Here is a 19,787-nt window from a genome sequence, read left to right on the forward strand (position 1 = left end):
CTGCACCCACCGCGACCTGCGCAGGTTCACGTTGGCAACCGAGTTTCCGTAGACTCGACCCTCGTGTCCTTTGCAGATGCCACGATCGCGCGGCTTCCCAGCCCGATCCGGCCGTTCGCCGAGCGGCACCACGAGCTGATCAAATTCGCACTGGTCGGTGCGACGACGTTCGTCATCGACTCGGCGATCTTCTACACGCTGAAGCTGACGGTGCTCGAACCCAAGCCGGTGACCGCCAAGATCATCGCCGGCATCGTCGCCGTCATCGCCTCCTACATCCTGAACCGGGAGTGGAGCTTCAAGGACCGCGGCGGCCGGGAGCGGCACCACGAGGCCCTGCTGTTCTTCGCGGTCAGTGGCGTCGGCGTGCTGCTGAGCATGGCACCGCTGTGGGTGTCGAGCTACATGCTCCAGTTGCGCGTGCCCGAGGTGTCCCTGACCGTCGAGAACATCGCCGACTTCGTCTCGGCCTACGTCATCGGCAACCTGCTGCAGATGGCTTTCCGGTTCTGGGCCTTCCGGCGGTGGGTCTTCCCCGACGAGAACGCCCGCAACCCGGAGAAGACGCTGGAATCCACGCTGACCGCGGGCGGTATCGCCGAGGCGTTCGAGGACCAGCACGAGCACGGACATCTCGGCGACAGTGCACAGAAGTCCGGCCCGACCGGCACGGTCACGCCGCTGCGGCGGTCGCGCCGCTCGGCTCAGCTGGGCGATTCCTCGGACCCCAGGGTGTCGAAGACTTCGTGATACAGCAGCGAGTGGACCTGCTCCACCCGCGGAATGTCGTGGAACTCGAGCGGGTCCTGTGACGCCGACTCGATGATCAGCGTGCCGGTGCGCAGCATCCGGTCCAGCAGCCCGTGCCGGAACTCCACACTGTTGATCCGCGCCAGCGGAATATCGATCCCCGACCGGGTCAGCAGCCCGTGCCGGAACATCACCCGCCGGTCGGTGATCACGAAATGAGTTGTCCACCAGTTGAGGAACGGCCACACCGTGAGCCACCCGACGATGATCAACCACAGCGCGGCAAGCACCAGCAGCACGACCCGTTTGACGGTGCCGTCCCAGTCGGAGTTCTGCACGACGGCCGCACCGAACGAGGCCAGCGCGGTGACGATCAGAAGCACCAGAACCGGTCCGATCAACCGCTTCCAGTGCGGGTGCCGGTGCAGCACCACCCGCTCGTCACCGGCGAGCACATTGTCCGGATAACCCACGCAGACGACCTTACTGCTCGGCAGCTCCCGGAGCGGGCCGTAAATGCACAATGTCACCGGCGGCGACCGTCACCGTTGCATCCGCCGACTCGATGCACAACTGGCCGCGGTCGTCGACTCCGGTGGCGGTGCCGACGATCTCACGGTCCCCCGGCAGCAGCGCCCGGACCCGCGCGCCGATCGTGCTGCTGCGCCGCCGGTAATCGGCCAGCACACCGCCGCCCCCGCCGCGCCATTCCTCGATACGCGTACCGAGGTGCCGAAGTACGTTGAGCACCAATTGATCACGGTCGACGGTGCCACCGGCGGCGAGCACCGAGGTTGCGCCCGGCTGATCGATCTCGTCCGCGCCGACGGTCACGTTCAGGCCGATCCCGACGACGACCGCCCGTTGCGGCGAGGCGACCTCGGCCAGGATGCCGGCGATCTTGGCCCCGTCCACGAGTACGTCGTTGGGCCACTTCAGCGAGCCGGCCACACCGACCTCGTCGAGCGCCTCGACCACGGCAACCCCGGTCAGCAGGGGCAGCAGGGCCCAGTTCTGCTCGTCGACCCCCGCGGTCGATACACCGACCGACATCGCGATCGAACCCCTCGGAACGCCCGACCACACCCGGCCGCCGCGGCCTCGTCCGGCCGTCTGATGCTCGGCCAGGAGGACAGCACCGCCGATGTCCTCGCCAGCGGCCGCACGGGCGACCAGGTCGGCGTTCGTGGAGCCGGTCGTCTCGACGACGTCGAGACGCCGCCACCCGGACGTGGCCGCGGTGATCTTCGTACGCAGTACCGCGGCATCCAGAGGAGCCCGGTGAGTGTCAGCAGTCATCGACAGTCATTGTGCACGGGTCGACCGGCGAAACGGTCGAGCAGCCATTGCAACTGCGCCGCCAGGTCGACGTCTGAGTGTCCCTTGCCCGGTTGGAACTCGATGGTCACCGTGCCGCCCATGGCGCAGGCTCGCGCGATCGCGGCGCGCGTCCACTCCGCATTGATGTAGGCGTCCGCGCCGCCGTACCACACCGACATCGGGGCAGACAGGGCACGTTGCGGAAGTGCCCACTGCTGCAAGAACTTTCGCAACATCGCGGCAGCTTCCGGGGTACGTGGCGCGAACTCCGACCCGGTCAGCTTGTCCGCGACCGCAGACCTCTGCATCAGCTCCGAACCCTGACACGCGGTCAGCACCGCCCAGTCCTGCGCGGACACGCCGGTGCGGAAATCGTCCCGATTGAGATCGGGATGGCGCCGCGCCAGCGACTCGACGATCAGCGTCATGCTCAGCCGCTGTTCCCGGCTGAGCGTGCCGGCCGCCGCCAAGTCGACGAATTTCGTCACGTCTGCGGCGGGTGCGGCCGCGACCGCACCGATGAGCTGCAGTTCGGGTGCGTACCCGCCGGCCTGTTCATCGGCCGCCCACGCGGCGGCGCCGCCCTGCGAATGACCGAATGCGGCCCATGTGGTCGACGTCTGCCCGGGGAACGCGTGCCGCAGCGCCCGAACGGAGTCGATCATGTTCAGTCCCGCCGTCCGGGCGTCCAGATAGGGGTGCAGCCCCTTGACGCCCAGGCCTTCGTAATCGGCCACCGAGACGGCGTAACCCCGCTCGACCAGCGGCGCCACGAAGCTCAGTGCACCCTCCAGCCACGGCGACAGGGACGGCCCACAGGGCCCGTCGATACCGACCGTGCCATGGCCGACCGCCACCACCGGCCACCCACCCGCGGGTGGTGCACCCAACGGTGTGAACACCGAACCGGAGACCACGGTGGGTGAACCGGTATCCCCCGACGTGGACCGATAGACGACACGCACCGCCCGCAGGTTGCGGCCCGCCAGGGTCTGCGTCACCGACGGCATCGTGGTGGCCGTGACCAACGAACCCGGACCCGAACCGGAGAAGTCCGCCGTCGTGACCGGCACCGGCGGACCTTGCAGAGATGAGAAGGCGTTGTAGGAGGCGTTGACGAGCCAGGTCGCCGCGGGCACCGCGAGCGGCAGCAGTTGCACGCCGCCGATGACGAACGCCATCGCGGTGACGAGTGCGAGGATGGCCTTGGCCCAACCCGCCGGGCCATTCACCGACGGGCGCCACATTCCAGCCACATTACCGGAGCCGAGCGGGACGGCTCTCGTGCGATTTCAGCCGGACGACGCGTCCGATCAGTAGGCGCCGGCCCCGCCCAGGACCGTGCGGACCGTCTTGAACGCGATGAGCACATCGCTGCTGATCGACCAGTTCTCGACGTAAGAGAGGTCCAGCCGAACCGAGTCGTCCCAGGACAGGTCTGCACGGCCACTCACCTGCCACAGTCCGGTGATCCCGGGCAGCACGAGCAGACGGCGACGCACCTGCTCGGTGTAGGCGTCGACCTCGCAGCGCAGGGGCGGCCGCGGACCGACGACACTCATGTCCTTGGCGAGGACGTTGAAGAACTGCGGCAACTCGTCGATGCTGTAGCGCCGAAGAATGCGGCCCACCGGTGTCACCCGCGGATCCTCGCGGATCTTGAAGAGCACGCCACCGGAGAAGTCGTTGAGTGCACTCAGTCGGCCGACCTGCTTGTCGGCATCGACCACCATCGTGCGGAACTTGATCATCTTGAACGGGGTGCCGTCGATGCCGATACGTTCCGAGCAGTAGAAGATCGGGCCGCGGCTGGTGAGCTTGATGGCGATCGCACTCAGGATCATCAACGGCGCGGCGCACATCAGCACGCCCAGGGACACCACCACGTCGAAGACGCGCTTCTGCAGCTTCTTGGTTCCGCTGTACTGCGGCCGCTCCATGTGGATCAGGGGCAAGCCGGCCACCGGCCGCATGGTCAGGCGCGGACCTGCCACGTCGACCATGCCCGGGGAGACCACCAGGTCCACGCCGAGGCGGTCCAGGTCCCAGGACAGTTCCCGCACGCCGGCCGGGCCGAGGTGATCGGTGGTGGTCAGCGCGACGGTGTCGGCACCGCTGGCCGCCAGCGCCGTCTCGACGCTGTGCTCATTGCCCAGGACCGGCAGCGACCCGACTCCCGGGATGTCGATGGTGCCGCCGGCGGGATGACCGGTAAGACACACCCCGACCACCGAATAGCCGTAGTCACGCGCGCGGCCCAGGGATTGCACGAGGCTCTGCACGGCCGCGGGACTGCCGACCGCCAGCACCGAGTTCACACAGCGGCCGCCCTTGCGGTACCAGCTCAGTACCCGGCGAGCCAAGCTGCGGCTGATCATCAACAGCACGAGGCCGAGCGGGAACGCCACCGCCAGGTAACCGCGGGCGTATTCCGGCCGGAAGATCATCACGGTGACGGCGACGACGCCGATGGTCGACATGGTGGCCGACAGCACCCGTCGGTACTCCTCGGTCCCGGCGCCGACGATCCGCGGCGAGCGGGTTCCGTAGGCGGCCAGCATGCCCAGCCACATCAGGCCGAAGATCACGGACAACAAGCCGAAGTAAATGGTCAGCGGGTCGAACTGGGTAACAGGGCGCCCCAGCCGGACCATCTGCGCACACGCCATAGCGGCACCCACGACGACCACATCGGAGACCGTCAGGGCAATGACGTAGCGACGTTGCCATGCCAGTCCTTGCGAACGGTCGGCAACCGCCACCAGCGGCGATTGCACCGAGGTCGCGTCCCGGGGTTCAGCAAACTGTCCGAGAGCAGTTGTATCACTAGAAACCAGTGCCACCGCTAATTCCCTCTCATCGTGGCGAGATTCTTCATATTACACACGTTTCAGGCCGACGGAGCATCTTTGCAGAGGTTTGCTAGCCACTAGTACGGCGGTGCAACATTGCCAGTGCGTCCGCAATCATGCCGACTGGGAGCTACCAGGAACAGCTGGACTGAGGCTTATCTCACCACAGACAAAAAGTTCTGCAACCGCAACGGGAATGCTAGTTGCCAGAAACCCGCCGTCAAAGCAATTCGCCGCATAAACCGCGGACGTATCGAGAATCACTTGAGAACGATTCAGTCGGGCCGGTGTCGGCGGCCTACTTTTTGGCAAACGTCACGCCCGAAAAAGCACTCCACGGCCAGGCATTTCCGGCAGCGATGGAGCACTGCGGGGGCAGCCCAGGATCAGGGCTGCGCGACGCACCCGTCGGTGACCGGGGCGCCGGCGAAACGCTCGCCCAGCCAGTCGACCTGGGAAGCGAAGTCGAGATCACCGTGCCCCTTGTCGGCCTGGAAGTCCGCTGTCACCACGCCCCCGAGGTCGCACGCCCGCCGCATCGCGTCCTCGGTCCAGGCCGGGGCGATGTACTCGTCCTTGCCCCCGTAGACCACCGACATCGGCGCCGACAGCCGCCGTTGCGGCAGCGCCCAGGCCTTGAGGTAACCGCGCAACCGGTCGGCCGCCTCCGGTGAATGCGGTGCGATGTCCGCCGGCTGCAGGCGATTGATCACCGATTCCCGCTCGTGGACCTTGTCGCCACTGCAGGCGACCAGCACATCCCACTTCTCGGCGGCGATCCCGCTGCGATAGTCGTCCCGGTTGATGTCGGGATGCAGCCGTGCCAGCGATTCCACGATCACCGCCAGCGTCGGCATCTGCTCGCGGGTCAGCTTCTGCTGAACCGCCAGATCGACCAGGCCCGCGACGTCCGCCGCCGGCGCCAGCGCCACCACCCCGACGGGCAGCATCTCCGGCGCATAGGTCGCCGCCTGCTCCCCCGCGGCCCAGACCGCGCCGCCGCCCTGGGAGCCGCCCAGCGCGGCCCAGCGCTCCGAGACACCGTCGAAGGTGCGCCTCAGCGCCCGCACCGAGTCGATCACATTCAGCCCGGCGGTGCGGGCATCGAGATACGGATGCACCCCGGGGTTACCCAGGCCCTGGTAGTCGGCCACGGCCACCGCATAGCCGGCGGCCACCAGATTGGTCACCCAGTTGACAGCGCCCAACAAGGTGGGTGACAGCGACGGCCCGCACGGCTCGTCGATGCCCAATGTGCCGTGCCCGTAGGCGATCACGGGCCAGCCACCGGGCGGCGGGGGGCCGCTGGGTGTGAACACCGAACCGGACACCACCGTGGGGGCGCCGGTATCACCTTCGGTGGAGCGGTAGACCACCCGGGCCGCGTGAATCGGCGCGCCGGTGAGGCGGCGGTTGAACGCGGGCATGGTGACGGCGCTGACGAGTGTCCCGGGCCCCGTGCCACTGAGGTCGGCGGTCGCGATCGGCTGCGAATCCTCCGGACCGGGTTGCAATCCGACGAACTGCCGTACCGACGGGGACACCGCCAACAGCAGTCCTGCGGTCAGCACGACGACAACGGCGATCACCGCTGCCCACAACAGCTTTCGGCGTTTCACCGTTTACGGAATCGTTTCGCCAGATCCAGCCCGGGCTTCTCGACGAGGTAGTAGGTGACGGTCGCGACCGCCAGCGTGACGACGGTGACGACGGCCATGTTGCGCAACATGCCGCCCCAGGTGTCACCGGCCACCAGGTTGAACCGGCCCAGCAGCAACAGCAGCGGGTAGTGCCACAGGTACACCGACATGGAGATCAGCCCGACGAAATAGAACGGCCGGGCATCGATCCACCGCGCCAATCTGGATGGGGCGCCCCAGGCCAGCGGCAGGATGACCATCATGATGAACAGCGCGGAGACGATGCCGAGAACGCCGTAGCCGAACGGGCTCAGGTCCTTGACCAGCTTGAGCGTCAAGACACCGAACACCGGAATGCCCAGGATCGCCGCCCGGTGAATCCACTTGGCCGCCCGTTCCCCGATGACGGCCTGCTCGATCGCCACGAACAGGATCGCCGCGAGCATGCCGTAGGCGAAGAGGTCGGCGTTGGTCAGGATGCTGCGGCTGAACACCGCGGCCAGGTTCGGGCCCCAGTTCTGCAGCCAGATGTCGGGCATGTACGTCCCGCCGTCCGGGGTGAAGTTGTGCACGTTGACGTGCTCGTACACCCACGGGGTCAGGGCCCGGCCGATATAGGCCACCACCAGCAGGATGGCCGGGGCCACCAACGCCAGTTTCAGCGGTGCGACGTTCAACCGCCGGCGCAACGCGAACATCAACAGGCCCAGCAGCGGGAGGGACAGGTAGAACGCGATCTCCAGGGTCAGCGACCAGGACGGGTTGATGCCGGTCTGGACGTAGTCCGGGATATAGGTCTGCACCAGGGTCAGGTTGGCCAGCAGCTTACCGGGATCGGTGATCATGCCGGTGCCGTGCTGGGTGCCCGGCAGCTGGGTCGTCGGATTGTCGACGTACACCGCACGGAACACGAAGTTGCAGATCAGGAAGATGACCACATACCCCGGGAAGACCCGGAACACCCGGTGCAGAAAGTAGGTGCGGGTATCGGGCATGTCCGCACCCGGCTTGGTCAGCCTGCGCACGTACGGCAGGAACAGCAGGAAGCCGCTGAGCACGAAGAACAGGATCAACGCCAGCCCCAGGACATCCAGCAGCGCCTTGTGATGCGTGACCGGGGTGTAGAACTCGCCGACGTGGCCGACGACGACCGCCAGACAGCCCAGTCCGCGGATGCCGTCCAGCCCGACGACCCGTCGGTGTGTCGGCGAACTCGCGATCACCTGGGATTCGATGGGCAGCTCAGCGGGCCGCTCAGCCTCGGCTCTCTCACTCATCATTCAGGCTCAATCATTCGGGCAACGTCAGCTGAGGAACCTTACGGATGGACGGGCCGCCCTCGATCGTGCAGGTGCTGACCGGCGGATCGCCCCTGAACCGCTGTTGGATCCAGTCCAGCGCCTCGGTCGGATCGAAGTCCCCGTGGCCACGGCCGACCGCCACGAACGACGCGATGACACTGCCCATATCGCAGGCTCGCTGCACCGCTGCGTCGGTCCAGGCCACCGGGATCAGCTGATCTTGGTCACCCTGCAGCACCAAGGACGGCACGCCGGCCGGTGACCGGGGCAGCCCGCTCATCTGGATCAGGTACGTGCGCAGCTGGTCGGTGGCCGCCTCACTGGCCGGACGCAGGTCATCGGGCGACAGCGAGCTGGCGACATCGATGCGCTTCTCGGTCGAATCGGCCGAACACCCGGCGAGCAGAGTCCAGTTCGCCTGCGCACCGCCGCGACGGTAATCGTCCAGGTTGAACTCGGGATGTTCGGTCTTGAGCGTCGTGAGGATCAGCACCATCGCGATCGACTGCTGAGGCGTCAGCGCCCCGGCCATCGCGAGGTCGGCCAGCCCGGAGAAATCGGCCGCCGGTGACACACTGACCGAACCGACCAGGTTGAGGTCCGGGCTGGAGTACGCGGCGTTCAGCTCGTTGGCCGCCCAGGACGCCTGACCGCCCTGCGACACCCCGAAAGCCACCCACTTGTCCGAGGCGGCCGGGAGGAGTTTCCGGGCGGCCCGTGCGGCGTCGATCATGTTGTAGCCCTCGGTGGTGGCATCGAGGTACGGGTGGTAACCGGTAGTGGAGCCCAGTCCCTGATAGTCGGGCACCACCAGCACATAACCGAGCAACAACAAGGCCCGGATCGCATCGGCCGCACCGGACAACGACGGCGACAACGACGGCGCACAGTCGGAATGGATCCCGACGGTGCCGTGGCCGAAGACGATGACCTGCCAGCCGCCCTCGGGCGGGCGGCCGAGCGGCTCGAACACACTGCCGGTGACGGTCTGAAGGCTGCCGTCGATGCCCGAGGTGGAGACGTAACTGATCCTGGCCGCGACCTCGGAGGCCCGGATGATCCGGCGGTCGACGGTGGGCAGCGTGATCGCACTGCGCAGCGTTCCCGGACCCTCACCGGAATAGTCCGCCGGCAGGTGGAGTTCGTGATCGCCGCCGGACGACTGCGGGGCCGGCTCACCGGTCTTGGCGGCGCTGCAGCCGGTCAACACCACCATCGCGGCCAGCGCACTCGCCGTCAACGCACGCGCAGCGGTCCTCGCAGATTTCACAAAGCTCCTACGTCTTCCGGTGCGTCGCAAGTTTGACAATGTAATTTAGCTGCCCGCGCGTGCCCACGGTGCCACGGCCGATCTCGACCGCCAGCATGATCAGCACGCTGACCGCCAGGCCGACCCCCGCGCCGATCGACATCGGCCCCAGGATCGGGGTCGGCACCAATTGTGCCGTCTTCGCCACACCGACCGGCAACAATTCCGCAAGCGGGCCCTTGTACTGAATATCGTCGTTGAACTTGGACTCGAACCATTCGAGTTCTTTCGACAACGTCACCAGGTTGCTCCCGATGGCGTTGGCCTCCTTGACCGCGGTCTCCGGGTTCGAGTTGGTGACGGTGACACGCATGAACACCGAATTCGCCCGGCCTCGCGCGTCCGCCCCACCGGGCACCCATTCCGCCGACACCCGCGAGGCGAGCTCCTCGGGCGGGGTCGTCGACTGCAGTTCCTGCACGGCACGCTGCGCGACCAATCTGGACTTCGCCAGCTCCACGTAGCTCGGTATGCGCAGTTTCGCGCCCATGCCGCCGTAGTAGAGAGCGAACGTACTCGGGTCGCCCGCGACGGTGGCGAACACTTCGACGGAGGCCGTGTAGCTGGCCGGTCGCGCTTTGACCGCGGCGACGGCCGCGCCCGCCGACAGCAAGGTGGCCACCAGGATGATCAGCCACACCCGCGCCAGCATCGAGGCGTAGTCGCGCAGCCGCGGTACCTCGACCGGGGCCCTCACTTGGGGAGTTCCGTCTTCTGCCAGTCCGCGCAGTTGCTCGGCGGAGCCGGGACCCCCGACAGCCGATCGTTGAGCCAACCCATCACGAAGGCCTGGTCCAGGTCGGCGTGCCCCTTGCCGGGGTCTTTCTTGATCTCCAGGTTGCTGCCCGCCGCACAGGCCCGGCTGATGGCCGTCTCGAACCAGGCCTGGTTGACCAGGCCGTCCTGCGTGCCGTAGGCGACCACCAACGGGGTGTCGATGCGCTGGCTGCTCGGCACCGCGCGGGCCGCGAGTTGCTCACGCAGCCACACCACGTCCTCGTAGGTCTTGGGCTTCAGGTCGGCGTTGGTCATCGTCTCCCAGACCCGCCCCACCTGGTCGAAGTCGGTCGGGATGCAGTTGAGAATCAGATCCCAGTTCGCCGCCGTGACCCCCGAGCGGAAGTCGTCCAGGTTCATCTCCGGGTGGAACCATTTGATCGACTGCAGGGCGTAGACCATGGTGACCCGCTGCTCGTTGGTCAGGGTGCCGTTCCATGCCGCATCGGCCAGACCGGACATATCCGCCGCCGGCGCCATCGAGATGGTGCCCAGCAGATTCAGACCCTTGCCGTACTCCTGCGCTTCCTCCGCGGCCGCCCACACGGCCAGGCCGCCGGCCGAGTGTCCGTAGGTCATCCACTTGTCGCTGATCTCGGCGCCGACACGACGCGCCGCGCGCACCGAGTCGATGATGTTGTAGCCGTAAGTCTTCGCATCCAGGAACGGGTGGGCGTACCCCTTCACCCCAGAACCCTGGAAGTCGCTGGCGGTGACGGCATACCCGGCCTTGATGAACTGGTCCATGGACCAGGCCTGTTTCGGCAGGTTCGGGAACAAGCTGGATGCGCACTTGTAGAGCACACCCTTGGTGCCCTGCCCAAAGCCGATGACGGGCCAGCCACCCTTGGGCGGAACGCCCGCCGGGATGGCGATCGCCGCAGACACCTCCGTCGGCGTCCCGTCGATCCCCGAGGTGGACCGGTACACCACGCGCATGTACGTGGCGCCGTCCTCGTCGAGCAGTTCAGCCCCACCCTTGATCGGCTCGACCGAGACCAACGATCCCGGTCCGTCGTCGGTCATGTCCGGCGGGGCAAGCTGCGGCTTGCCCTCGTACTGCGGGGCGAAGGTCTTGATTGCGGGAGCGTCCTGCCGCTCGGCCTGGCGGGGCGCCCCGGTCGAACAGGCGCTGACCGAGGAGGCCACCACGAGCACGGTGAGAGAACCGGCCAGCAGCGCGGTCAGCCGCCCCAGGCGCAGCGACTGCATGGATTACTCCGGTTGTCCCAGTTGAGCCCGATGGCGTGGCTGACCCGATTCCTGGTCCGCCGCGACAACCGGCAACTGCCCGATCACCTCGGTGGGCTGTCCGCTGTCGCGCCCACTGTCGGCTGCCGGCGCCTCGGCCTTGCGCTCGGCACGATCCTTGCGGTTCGCGGGCTCACCGGTGGCCACGACGCCGATGAGCTCGGCATGGGCGGTCGCCAAGACGGTCAACGCCTTGCGTAAGGCGGCCGCCTTGGTGTGACCGATCCGCGCAAGCAGCAGGGCACCATCGCCCAGCGCCGCGGGCACGGTGCCGTCGGAGTACTTGACCAACGGCGGCGTGTCGATGAGCACGTAGTCGAAGTGCACGCGCAGCTCTTCGATCACCTGGGCGGCTGCGTCATCGCCCCACAACTGGCGACGCGCGGCGGGCAGCGGACCGGCCGGCAGCAACCGGAAATCGCCGACCCGGATGGTCGACTCAGCCAGGGTGGACTGCCTGTCGAGCAGGGTGGTGAGCCCCTTCTCGGCCGCCTGAGCGTGCTCGGCCTCGGACACACCCAGCAGCTGCGGCAGCGACGGATCGACCAGGTCGCCGTCGACCAGCAGTACCGAGTGACCCGATTCCGCGAGCACCGCGGCCAGGTCGGCGGCGGTGGTCGAACGGCCGTCCCCCTCCGACGGGCTGGTGATGGCGATGACGTGCGGGTGTGCACCGTCCCCGGTGCGGGCGAACTGGATGTTGGTGCGCAGTTCGCGCAGCCGCTCCACGGCCACACCACCCGCGGCGAGGTCGATGACGCCCGGGCCGCCGTTGTTCTCCACCAGGGTGCCGATCAGCGCGCTGTCGGTGACGTCTTCGATGCGTTCCCGGCGGCGCACCCGGGTGTCCGCGACGCCGATGATCGCGGCCAGGACAATCCCGATGGCCAGTCCGGCGAGGGCACCCAGAAGGATGCGGGTGACCAGGCCGGTGGACTTGACCGGGCTACCGTAACTCGCGTCATCGACCACAATGGCGCCGGCGGCAGACTCACCGCCGCGGCGCGATGTCTCCAATTCACCGGTGACCTTGACGAGTTGATCGGCAATGGCATTGGCATAAAGCTGAGCGGTGGCTGGATCCGGATCTGTTGCCGTGATGTCGAGCAACACCGTTTGCGGCAGCGGAACCGCGGTGATCTTCGCCCGCAATTCTTCGACGGTGATAGGCGCTTTCACCTGGTCGATTGCCCGCGCCGCAACCTGTTCACTGGTGGCGAGCCCCGCATAAGAAAACACCCGTTCCTGCGAGAACAAGTTGTTCTGATAAGCGTCGCCGACCCCGGTACCACTCTGCGTACTGACGAAAAGCCTTGCTGTGGAGGTGTACTCCTGTTTGGAGAATTGGTGCAACACAGCGCCGACACCGGCACCGATCACCGCCGCAAGCAGGACAACCCACCAGAGCCGGCGAAAAATCCGCACATAATCACCGACAGCCAACTGGGCACTCCGTTCGCTCTTTGGTCACCATGACGCCCTCACGATAGCGCCCTCGCCTAGCAAAACACACCGGAGACACCTCCCAGGCACACAGTCCCTGTGGCGAATCCAGCGAAGACAATGCGAGGATAGTTCGGTGCGAGGGGGACCGCAGATCTGGCAGGAGATGAATCGACATTGAAGCTGCCCGCATATTCACGAACTGAAATTGGTGCGGGGGTTGCCGCCTGTGTGCTGGGACCGCTGGCCGCGATTGCCGTCGCATTGGGCGGCAAACCTGCGGTCATCGCGATCGCCGGCCTGTTGGCCCTGATAGTGGCGGTCTATATCGGGATGCGTCATCCGCTGTGGCTGTATTACGGCACGGTGATCTTCGTCACCGCGTTTCCCTTCGGGTACTTCCCCGGCGTTCACCTGCCGATCTATCTGGTGCTCGGGTGCGGGTCCGTGCTGGCCTTCCTGCTGTATCCGCGGGCGGTGCGGCGGCGATCGCCGCTGATGACGGCCGTTCTCGTGTTGATCCTGATGTCCGCCCTGTCGATGATCGTGACGTTCTCCGCGCCCGTGAACATCATGGACTTCGCCAAGTGGGGTATCGCCACAGGCTTCATGTTCGTCCTGCTGGCGCTCCCGAACGACCAGCTGAGAGGGATCGGCAAGGCTGTCGTCTATTCCTGCACGTTCAGCGGCGTGATGGGCGCCATCGCGGTGGCGCAGGGCACGACGAAGTGGGTCTACGCGCCGTTCTCGATCATCGGTTACTACGCCGCCGACCGGTTCTACATCACCGGCGGTACCCACACGCTGCCCAAGAGCGGCCGGTTCGACGTCGGCGAGGGTAGCGAGACCTTCCAACGCCTGGGTGGAATGTGGGCGGACCCCAACGCCGCCGGCATCGGCCTGGTGATCGGTATCGCGCTCGCCGCCATCTTGTTCACCGGATGGCAGCGGGTGACTCTGATGAGCCTGCTGTCGGTGTGCATCGTGCTGACGCTGAGCCGCGCGGCACTGTCCAGCGTCCTGGTCGGCGTTGCTCTGGTCTTCATCTTCCACAAGATGCGGTCCCGTGACCGGCAGCTCATGATCGCCACCCTGTTCGTCGGATTCGCGGCCGCGATGTCGATCCCCGCGGTCCGAAAACGGCTGACGGGCTCACTGGGCGAGAACGACGCCGGCGCATCGGACCGCATCGCCGCGATCCGCGAATTCCCCATGCGCCTGGGGGATCACTGGATCTTCGGGCGCGGTTGGTCACTGCGTGAATTCAAAGACGGACCGTACGCATTCACCGAGAACTTCGTGTCCAACGCACCGCTGATCGCGGTACACCGCGGTGGACTCGTCGCCGGTCTGTCCTTTGTGGCGGTCATCATCATCGGGTGCGTCGTGGCCGCCAAACTGATCCGCAGCGACTCGCTGCCGCACGCGTTCTTCGGCGGCGTGTTCATGGCGTTCTCGATCATCGCCCTGAACCTGGACCACCCGGTCGTGGTGATCGCACAGATGGCCTTCATGTACACGTTCTTCTTGACGTTCCTGCAATACGCCGACGAGCAACGTAAAGAGGGTGCACTCGACTCACCAAAGGTGGCAGCTGCGCCTATGTCGAAACCTGTTGCGGCACAACAGCCCAAACTACCCGCTACGACCGCCCAATAGCTCGGCGACCGCCCGGTGCGGCCGGTGGTCGGTCCAGTATCGCTGGTTGAGGCGGTACAGCTGGTCACCCGCCTCGGCGGCTTCGGCGTTGTCCAGCAAGTACTTTCGGCACTGCTCGATGAATGCCGCGTCCCCGTCGAACACACCGAGCCCCAACAGCTCCCCCAGGGAGCCGACGGCGGCGGTGGTCCCCACCACGGGTAGCCCCATGCGCGCCGCATCCAGGATCTTCACCCGCACTCCCCCGCCGGTGCGGATCGGCGCGATCATCGCCCGGCAGGTCCCGAGGAAGCCGGCAAGGTCGTCGACGAAGCCCAGATCCCGTACACCGGGCGGATATTGGGGCTCGGGGGCGTTGGCAGCCTTGGCGCCGATCACGCACAACTCGGCACCGTCGATCCCTTCGGCGATCCGCGGCCACAGCCGCAGTGCCTCTTCGAAGGCCTCCTGGTTGGGCGGCCAGTCCCGGGTGCCCATCAAGACCAGCCGACGCGGTGTCGAGGCCACGGCGACCTGTTTGCCCGGCGGCAGCGTGATATCCATCCAACGCGCATCGCGCACCCCGTGGGAGCGATAGAACTGCGCTTCCTCGGCGTCGAAGGTACCGACCGCATCGGCGGCCCGAGCCACCCTCAGTTCGTCGTGGAGCAACCTCCCGACCTGCAGCCGGCCGAGCACCCCTCGGGTCGCCCGCCACACCAGCGATTCACTCACGTGGGTATTGACCACGAACCGTGACTTTCCCATCCGCGAGCTGCGCAGGAAGGATTCAGCCATATAGCTGTGCTCGGCGACGTAGATGTCCGCACCGGCGGCGTCTATCGCCGCGACCAGGTCGTCATTGTCGAACCGGGCGTGCACCAGACTCCGCCGGGTCCGCACGACATCGAGGAGCAGACGCAGGGGCTGCACACCCGATTTGGCCACCCGCACCAGCGGCACCCCATCGAAGGCCAGCGTCCCCGCCGGCTCGTGGGACAGGCAGATCGCCGACACCTCGAAGGTCTGGGCGGCCAGTTCCATGACCAGACGGGACAATTCGACGTCGCCGCCGTGGTCGGCCACCGGGTCCTTGGACAGCAGGAAACAGGCGGTCGCTCTGTCGGGGTTCGTCTTATCTGGGTTCGTCTTGTCTGGGTTCGTCTTGTCTGGGGTCATGCCACCGGTTTCCGGTACAGCACGCGAACATAGATGGCCAACAGCAGGGCGTCGGTGATGACGGCGGCGATGGCCGCGCCGACCGCTCCGGCCCCCACCAGCAGTGCCACCAGGCCCAGCCTGATCGGGACGATACTGAAATTGGCGATCAGCCGGACGCCGTCCCGATGCTGGTTGTAGAGCACCGCCTGGAACACCGTGCTGATCGTCCGCATGGCGCAGAACAGGGACATGATGGTCATCGCGACCGCCAGTTCCTCCGGCACCGCGGGGACCACCATCATGACCAGACCGGTGATGAGCACCAGCACTCCGGCCGCCACCCCGAGCAACACCGTGCCCTTCAGTGGTGGGCCGGCCGACACATGACCGTCGCCGTCGCGCAGCGCCTGGTTGTAGGACATGCCGAAGGTCTGGCCGACCGCGACGATCGCGAGGGTGACCGTGGTGCAGATGCCGTAATAGCCGGCGGTGGTGCTGTTGGTGAGCCACCCGAGCAGCAGCAGATCACCCTGCACACCGGCCATGATCGCGAACGTCTCGCCGACCAGGATGGCGATCAACCGCGGTGAGCCCGGGATGCCCGGACGGTGCCGCAACGCGATGGGCCCCACCCACAGGGCGGTCAGCACGTACGGCGCGACCAGGATGGACGTCGCGACCTGCAGGGTGGGGTGCGGTACCGCGAACAGGTAGATGCAGGCCGGTACCACGCTCGCGAACTGCCGCCCGGTGTCGATCTGCGCCGCCTTGTGCGGGTGACCGTCGCGCAGTGAGCGACTCTCCCAGGCTTTCAAGGTCAACTCGCCGCCGGAGACGAACAACCCGAAGGCGGCGACGTAGTTCACCTCGAGCAGCGCCAGACCGACAGCCATGAAGCCGACGCCGAGCAGGTACCGGGTGGCACGGTCGGACAGGAAATGTTCCTCCGACTCCCGCACCGACCGGACCACGAACAGGTTGTCGATCGGCGACCCGATCAGTGAGTACACCGCGTAGGCCATGGCGTACTTGCCGTAGTCCGCGATACCCAGCTGACCGACCAGCGCCAGCGTCCACACCATCCCGCCGGCGCGGCCGCCGTACATCCAGAACGCCGCCCACAAGGCGTGGGTCAGATGCTGCGAGCCCGGCTTGTCCACGACGGGTTCGCCCGTCTCAGACACCGGCCGACCTGCTGTCGAGGAGCTGTTGCCAGACCGCCACGAACGCCTCGGCGGTGCGCGCGGGCGAACGCTCCTGCCGGGTCCGGTCGGCGTTCACACCCAACTCGGTCAGCCGGGTTTCGTCATTCAGGAGCGTCCTGATCTCGGTCGCCAAGCGGCCGGGATCCGCTCCCGGCGGAACGGCCACCACGCCGTGTTCGGGATCCAGTTCGGCCAGTGAGCCGTAACCGGTGCAGACGACCGGGGTGCGGTAGGCCATCGCGTGTGCCACCACCCCGGAGGCGGGATAGGTCTCGGCATAGAAATGGCGTTTGCCGTACGGCAGCGCGATGGCCCGGACCGAGGCGAAGAACGCGTCCTCGGCGGCACCGTCGACCCCGCCGAGAATCTCGATACCGTCGGCCCGGGGCAGGTCCTCGGTGCCGCGGCCGGCAACCCGGATCAGGATATCGTCGGGCAGTTGGGCCCGGATCTCGGCGATCTGCTCGAAACCCTTGCCGCGATAGACGAATCCGAAGAATCCGACTGCCTTGGGACGATCCTGGGCGGGCGCGATGACGGGCCGCTCCCGCACCAGGTGCGGGATGTAAGCGGTGCGGGTACGCGGGTAGGTGCGTTCGATCGACTGTCGCCCCGTCTCCGTCAGCGCGATCAGGGTCCGCTCCCCGTACACCCGGCCCTCGATGGCCCGCGACAACGGGCGCAAGGGGTAGTGGATGCCGTGGGTGAGCAACCGTGAGTTGGCGATGAATCGCGGCCGGGCCAGGAACCACAAACCCTGGGGCGGATCGTGGATGGTGGCGGTCACCGGTACCCCGGACAGGCCCGCAACCGCCCAGAAGGTGGGCATCACCCCGGTCGACAGCTCGGCATGCACCAGGGTCCGGCCGGGGGGCCCGTCGGCCACCAGGGTGCGTACCCGGGCCCGATGCCGACGCACGTCGGCCAAGGTGTCGATGCCCGGGCCGGCGGTGCGTTCCTCGACGACCTCGCCGAAATGCGGGCGCAGCGCCTCCACCAGGTCCTGGGCGTAGTCACCTACTGCGGTCTGCCCTTCGTCGGGGGCGACGAAGACCAGGCGGTGGTCCTGCAGTGGACCACCGAGCAGACGCCCCATCAGTAGAACGGCGGGGGTCGGCGAGTGTTGGTGTACAGCAACACGTCTGGATCCCGTTTGCCGATCACCTTGGCCGGTACCCCACCGACGATGTTCAACTCGTCGACGTCCTTGGTCACCAACGCCTGCGCGGCCACCACCGCGCCGCGGCCGATCAGCGACGGGAGGACCATCGCCCGACTGGCGATCCACACGTAGTCACAGACGACCGTCGGAATCGGCACCGGCAGGAAGTCCGGGTGATTGACGTCGTGGCCACCACCGATGATCTGCACATCGCTGGCGATCGTGACCTGGTTGCCGATATAGATGCCGGCGCGTGCGTCCAGCATGCAGCGGAAGCCGATGGCCACCCCGTCACCGATGGTCAGATAGGCCGGATCGAGGACGGTGGTACCCCGCAGGATCGAGGTGTGCTTGCCGATCTTGGCCCCGCACAACCGCAGGAATCCGAGCCGGATGGTGTGCGACGGGATGTAGGTGACGAAGAGGTTGAACACCAACTCGCCGATGCGGTTCTTCGCCTTCGGAACGAAACCGATGCCCTGCATCTTGTACTGGATCACTCGGTTGTTCTCGTCGAGAACCCATTCCGACTCCGGCGCCATCCTCAGCGCCGGGGCGGCGGCCTTCTTCCGGGCTATATCAGCCGGATCTGCTGAAGCCGGTTCACGAAACATGAATCACTGCTCCTTGTCGACGAATCGCGTCAACCATAGCGACCGGTGCGCCGATCCGTCGGCCGCATGCCCGGGGTCGTCGCTGCGAGTCGGCGATCGCGCCGGAACCCGGCGGCCGGGTGTTCCTCACCGCGCGACGAGCGCGTCGACCGCCTCGTGCAGACGCTCGGCGTAGCGCTGCTCGGTGAACTGGTCGGCGTGCTTGCGGATGACCTGCGGATCGAAGCTCTGGGCGTCGAATCGGTCCAACGCCGCGGCGATCGAATCGGCCTGCGGCTCATCGAAGAACGTCCCGGTGACACCGTCGACCACGGTGTCCAGGAATCCACCCCACCGCAGCACCACGGCGGGTTTGCCCCAGACCGCGGCCTCGATCGGCGTCAGACCGTAGTCCTCGTAGCTGGCCGCGATCAGCGCCCGGCACGACTGGTACAGCCAGGCCATCTGCGCATCGGTCAGGTCTGACAGCAGCGCCACGTTCGGTGTGCGGATCTGCTCTATATGGCGCGCCTCGGGGCCTCGGCCCACCACCACCAGCCGACGGTCGCTGCCGGCAAAAGCCCGCACCACCTTGTCGACGTTCTTGTACGGCAACAGCCGGGACACACACAGATAGAACGGCTGGTCACCGCTGCCCCACTGCTCAACCTCCGAGACCGGTTCCACCTCGACATCGGTGCGCATCGCGACCGGCGAGGGCAGGACGTCGGCGTCGATGCCATAGACGTCGTGGATCCGGTCTTTGATCATCGACGAGACCGCCAGATACCGGTCGACCGTCCCCGCTGCGCGGCGATCCCACGCCTTCAGCGGCGGCCCGGCGACCTTCAACAGCGCGCGTTTGAGCCCGTCGCCCTCGTCGTTGAGGTACATGTCCGTCGTGTACAGCCAGTGCGCCGGCGTGTGACAGTGCACCAGCTTGGCGCCGTTGGTGCGGAACCCGTGGGCCCAGCCGCTGCTGCTGGTGACCACGACGTCGGCGTCGACGAACATCGACGACGCCGCCGCGGGCAGGAGCGGCAGTGCCGCGCGGTGGTGCTTGCGCAGCACCGGGATCCGGTTCAGCGGCGAGACCCGCACATCGCGATCGGCGAATTCGGGGTAGGTACCGGCCGGGTGGTAGAGCAACGTGTAGATCGGCGCATCGGGAAAGGCCCGACTCATCGACAACACGACCTTCTCGGCCCCACCACGTTGCGTCAGGTAGTCGTGAGCGATGACCACGCGGGGTCCATCCACTCCGTCGTAGCGGCGCTGAGCCTTCACGTGGGCGTTCCTCTCCAGGTGAACGGGCCAGTTGGCGCCCACCATGGCAGCCACCCTACAAAACCGGGGCTCTGGGGCAAGCCGGCGTGAAACGCCCA

At 66.8% G+C, this 19,787-nt stretch carries 17 protein-coding genes; 2 read left to right on the forward strand and 15 right to left on the reverse strand.

Going from position 1 to position 19,787, the window contains the following annotated elements:
• The first annotated feature begins 63 nt into the window (after positions 1 to 63).
• A complete protein-coding gene (locus H7J86_RS07985; RefSeq protein ID WP_267290284.1) occupies positions 64 to 750 on the forward strand; it encodes a GtrA family protein in 687 nt (228 codons plus the stop codon).
• Here H7J86_RS07985 and H7J86_RS07990 read toward each other — a convergent pair.
• The 10 genes from H7J86_RS07990 to H7J86_RS08035 form a co-directional block, all read right to left on the reverse strand.
• The gene (locus tag H7J86_RS07990) at positions 705 to 1,223 is read right to left on the reverse strand and encodes a PH domain-containing protein (RefSeq protein ID WP_090355866.1); all 519 of its coding nucleotides are present in this window, start codon (positions 1,221 to 1,223) and stop codon (positions 705 to 707) included. The genes H7J86_RS07985 and H7J86_RS07990 overlap by 46 nt on opposite strands.
• 10 nt (positions 1,224 to 1,233) lie before the next feature.
• A complete protein-coding gene (locus tag H7J86_RS07995) occupies positions 1,234 to 2,049 on the reverse strand; it encodes a biotin--[acetyl-CoA-carboxylase] ligase (RefSeq protein WP_267290286.1) in 816 nt (271 codons plus the stop codon).
• Positions 2,046 to 3,317, reverse strand: coding sequence for a lipase family protein (locus H7J86_RS08000; protein ID WP_267290288.1), 1,272 nt, complete (start codon positions 3,315 to 3,317; stop codon positions 2,046 to 2,048). Before H7J86_RS08000 ends, H7J86_RS07995 begins: the two co-directional genes overlap by 4 nt.
• 66 nt (positions 3,318 to 3,383) lie before the next feature.
• On the reverse strand, positions 3,384 to 4,832 hold the full coding sequence (locus H7J86_RS08005) for a sugar transferase (RefSeq protein WP_090356294.1): 1,449 nt from the start codon (positions 4,830 to 4,832) through the stop codon (positions 3,384 to 3,386).
• 476 nt (positions 4,833 to 5,308) lie between these two features.
• Positions 5,309 to 6,541 carry a lipase family protein gene (locus H7J86_RS08010; RefSeq protein ID WP_235683581.1) on the reverse strand — a complete coding sequence of 411 codons (1,233 nt, stop codon included), beginning with the start codon at positions 6,539 to 6,541 and terminating at the stop codon, positions 5,309 to 5,311.
• Positions 6,538 to 7,839, reverse strand: coding sequence for an acyltransferase family protein (locus H7J86_RS08015; protein ID WP_267290290.1), 1,302 nt, complete (start codon positions 7,837 to 7,839; stop codon positions 6,538 to 6,540). Before H7J86_RS08015 ends, H7J86_RS08010 begins: the two co-directional genes overlap by 4 nt.
• 13 nt (positions 7,840 to 7,852) lie before the next feature.
• Entirely contained in the window at positions 7,853 to 9,133 is a 1,281-nt protein-coding gene (locus H7J86_RS08020) for a lipase family protein (protein ID WP_235683580.1), read from the reverse strand.
• Positions 9,134 to 9,140: 7 nt separating this feature from the next.
• Positions 9,141 to 9,869, reverse strand: coding sequence for a YveK family protein (locus tag H7J86_RS08025; RefSeq protein WP_090355874.1), 729 nt, complete (start codon positions 9,867 to 9,869; stop codon positions 9,141 to 9,143).
• A complete protein-coding gene (locus H7J86_RS08030) occupies positions 9,866 to 11,161 on the reverse strand; it encodes a lipase family protein (protein WP_090355877.1) in 1,296 nt (431 codons plus the stop codon). Before H7J86_RS08030 ends, H7J86_RS08025 begins: the two co-directional genes overlap by 4 nt.
• 3 nt (positions 11,162 to 11,164) lie before the next feature.
• Positions 11,165 to 12,625 carry a tyrosine-protein kinase domain-containing protein gene (locus tag H7J86_RS08035; RefSeq protein ID WP_267290292.1) on the reverse strand — a complete coding sequence of 487 codons (1,461 nt, stop codon included), beginning with the start codon at positions 12,623 to 12,625 and terminating at the stop codon, positions 11,165 to 11,167.
• 249 nt (positions 12,626 to 12,874) lie between these two features.
• Here H7J86_RS08035 and H7J86_RS08040 point away from each other — a divergent pair, with 249 nt between their 5' ends.
• Positions 12,875 to 14,302 carry an O-antigen ligase family protein gene (locus H7J86_RS08040; protein WP_267290295.1) on the forward strand — a complete coding sequence of 476 codons (1,428 nt, stop codon included), beginning with the start codon at positions 12,875 to 12,877 and terminating at the stop codon, positions 14,300 to 14,302.
• Here the strand turns inward: H7J86_RS08040 and H7J86_RS08045 are convergent.
• The 5 genes from H7J86_RS08045 to H7J86_RS08065 all read right to left on the reverse strand — a co-directional run bounded on the left by H7J86_RS08045 (position 14,279) and on the right by H7J86_RS08065 (position 19,734).
• The gene (locus tag H7J86_RS08045) at positions 14,279 to 15,460 is read right to left on the reverse strand and encodes a glycosyltransferase (RefSeq protein WP_267290297.1); all 1,182 of its coding nucleotides are present in this window, start codon (positions 15,458 to 15,460) and stop codon (positions 14,279 to 14,281) included. The two genes, H7J86_RS08040 and H7J86_RS08045, sit on opposite strands and share 24 nt — an antisense overlap.
• Positions 15,457 to 16,626, reverse strand: coding sequence for a polysaccharide biosynthesis protein (locus H7J86_RS08050; protein ID WP_187098590.1), 1,170 nt, complete (start codon positions 16,624 to 16,626; stop codon positions 15,457 to 15,459). The genes H7J86_RS08045 and H7J86_RS08050 overlap by 4 nt, the downstream gene beginning before the upstream one ends.
• The gene (locus H7J86_RS08055) at positions 16,619 to 17,743 is read right to left on the reverse strand and encodes a glycosyltransferase family 4 protein (RefSeq protein WP_267290299.1); all 1,125 of its coding nucleotides are present in this window, start codon (positions 17,741 to 17,743) and stop codon (positions 16,619 to 16,621) included. The genes H7J86_RS08050 and H7J86_RS08055 overlap by 8 nt, the downstream gene beginning before the upstream one ends.
• Positions 17,743 to 18,423: an acyltransferase gene (locus H7J86_RS08060; protein ID WP_090355889.1), complete on the reverse strand. Its 681-nt coding sequence runs from the start codon at positions 18,421 to 18,423 to the stop codon at positions 17,743 to 17,745. Before H7J86_RS08060 ends, H7J86_RS08055 begins: the two co-directional genes overlap by 1 nt.
• Before the next feature lie 126 nt (positions 18,424 to 18,549).
• Entirely contained in the window at positions 18,550 to 19,734 is a 1,185-nt protein-coding gene (locus H7J86_RS08065) for a glycosyltransferase (protein WP_267290301.1), read from the reverse strand.
• Positions 19,735 to 19,787: the final 53 nt, after the last annotated feature.

Source organism: Mycobacterium hackensackense (genome assembly GCF_025822555.1).
In the GTDB taxonomy this organism is placed as follows: Bacteria; Actinomycetota; Actinomycetes; order Mycobacteriales; family Mycobacteriaceae; genus Mycobacterium; species Mycobacterium fluoranthenivorans.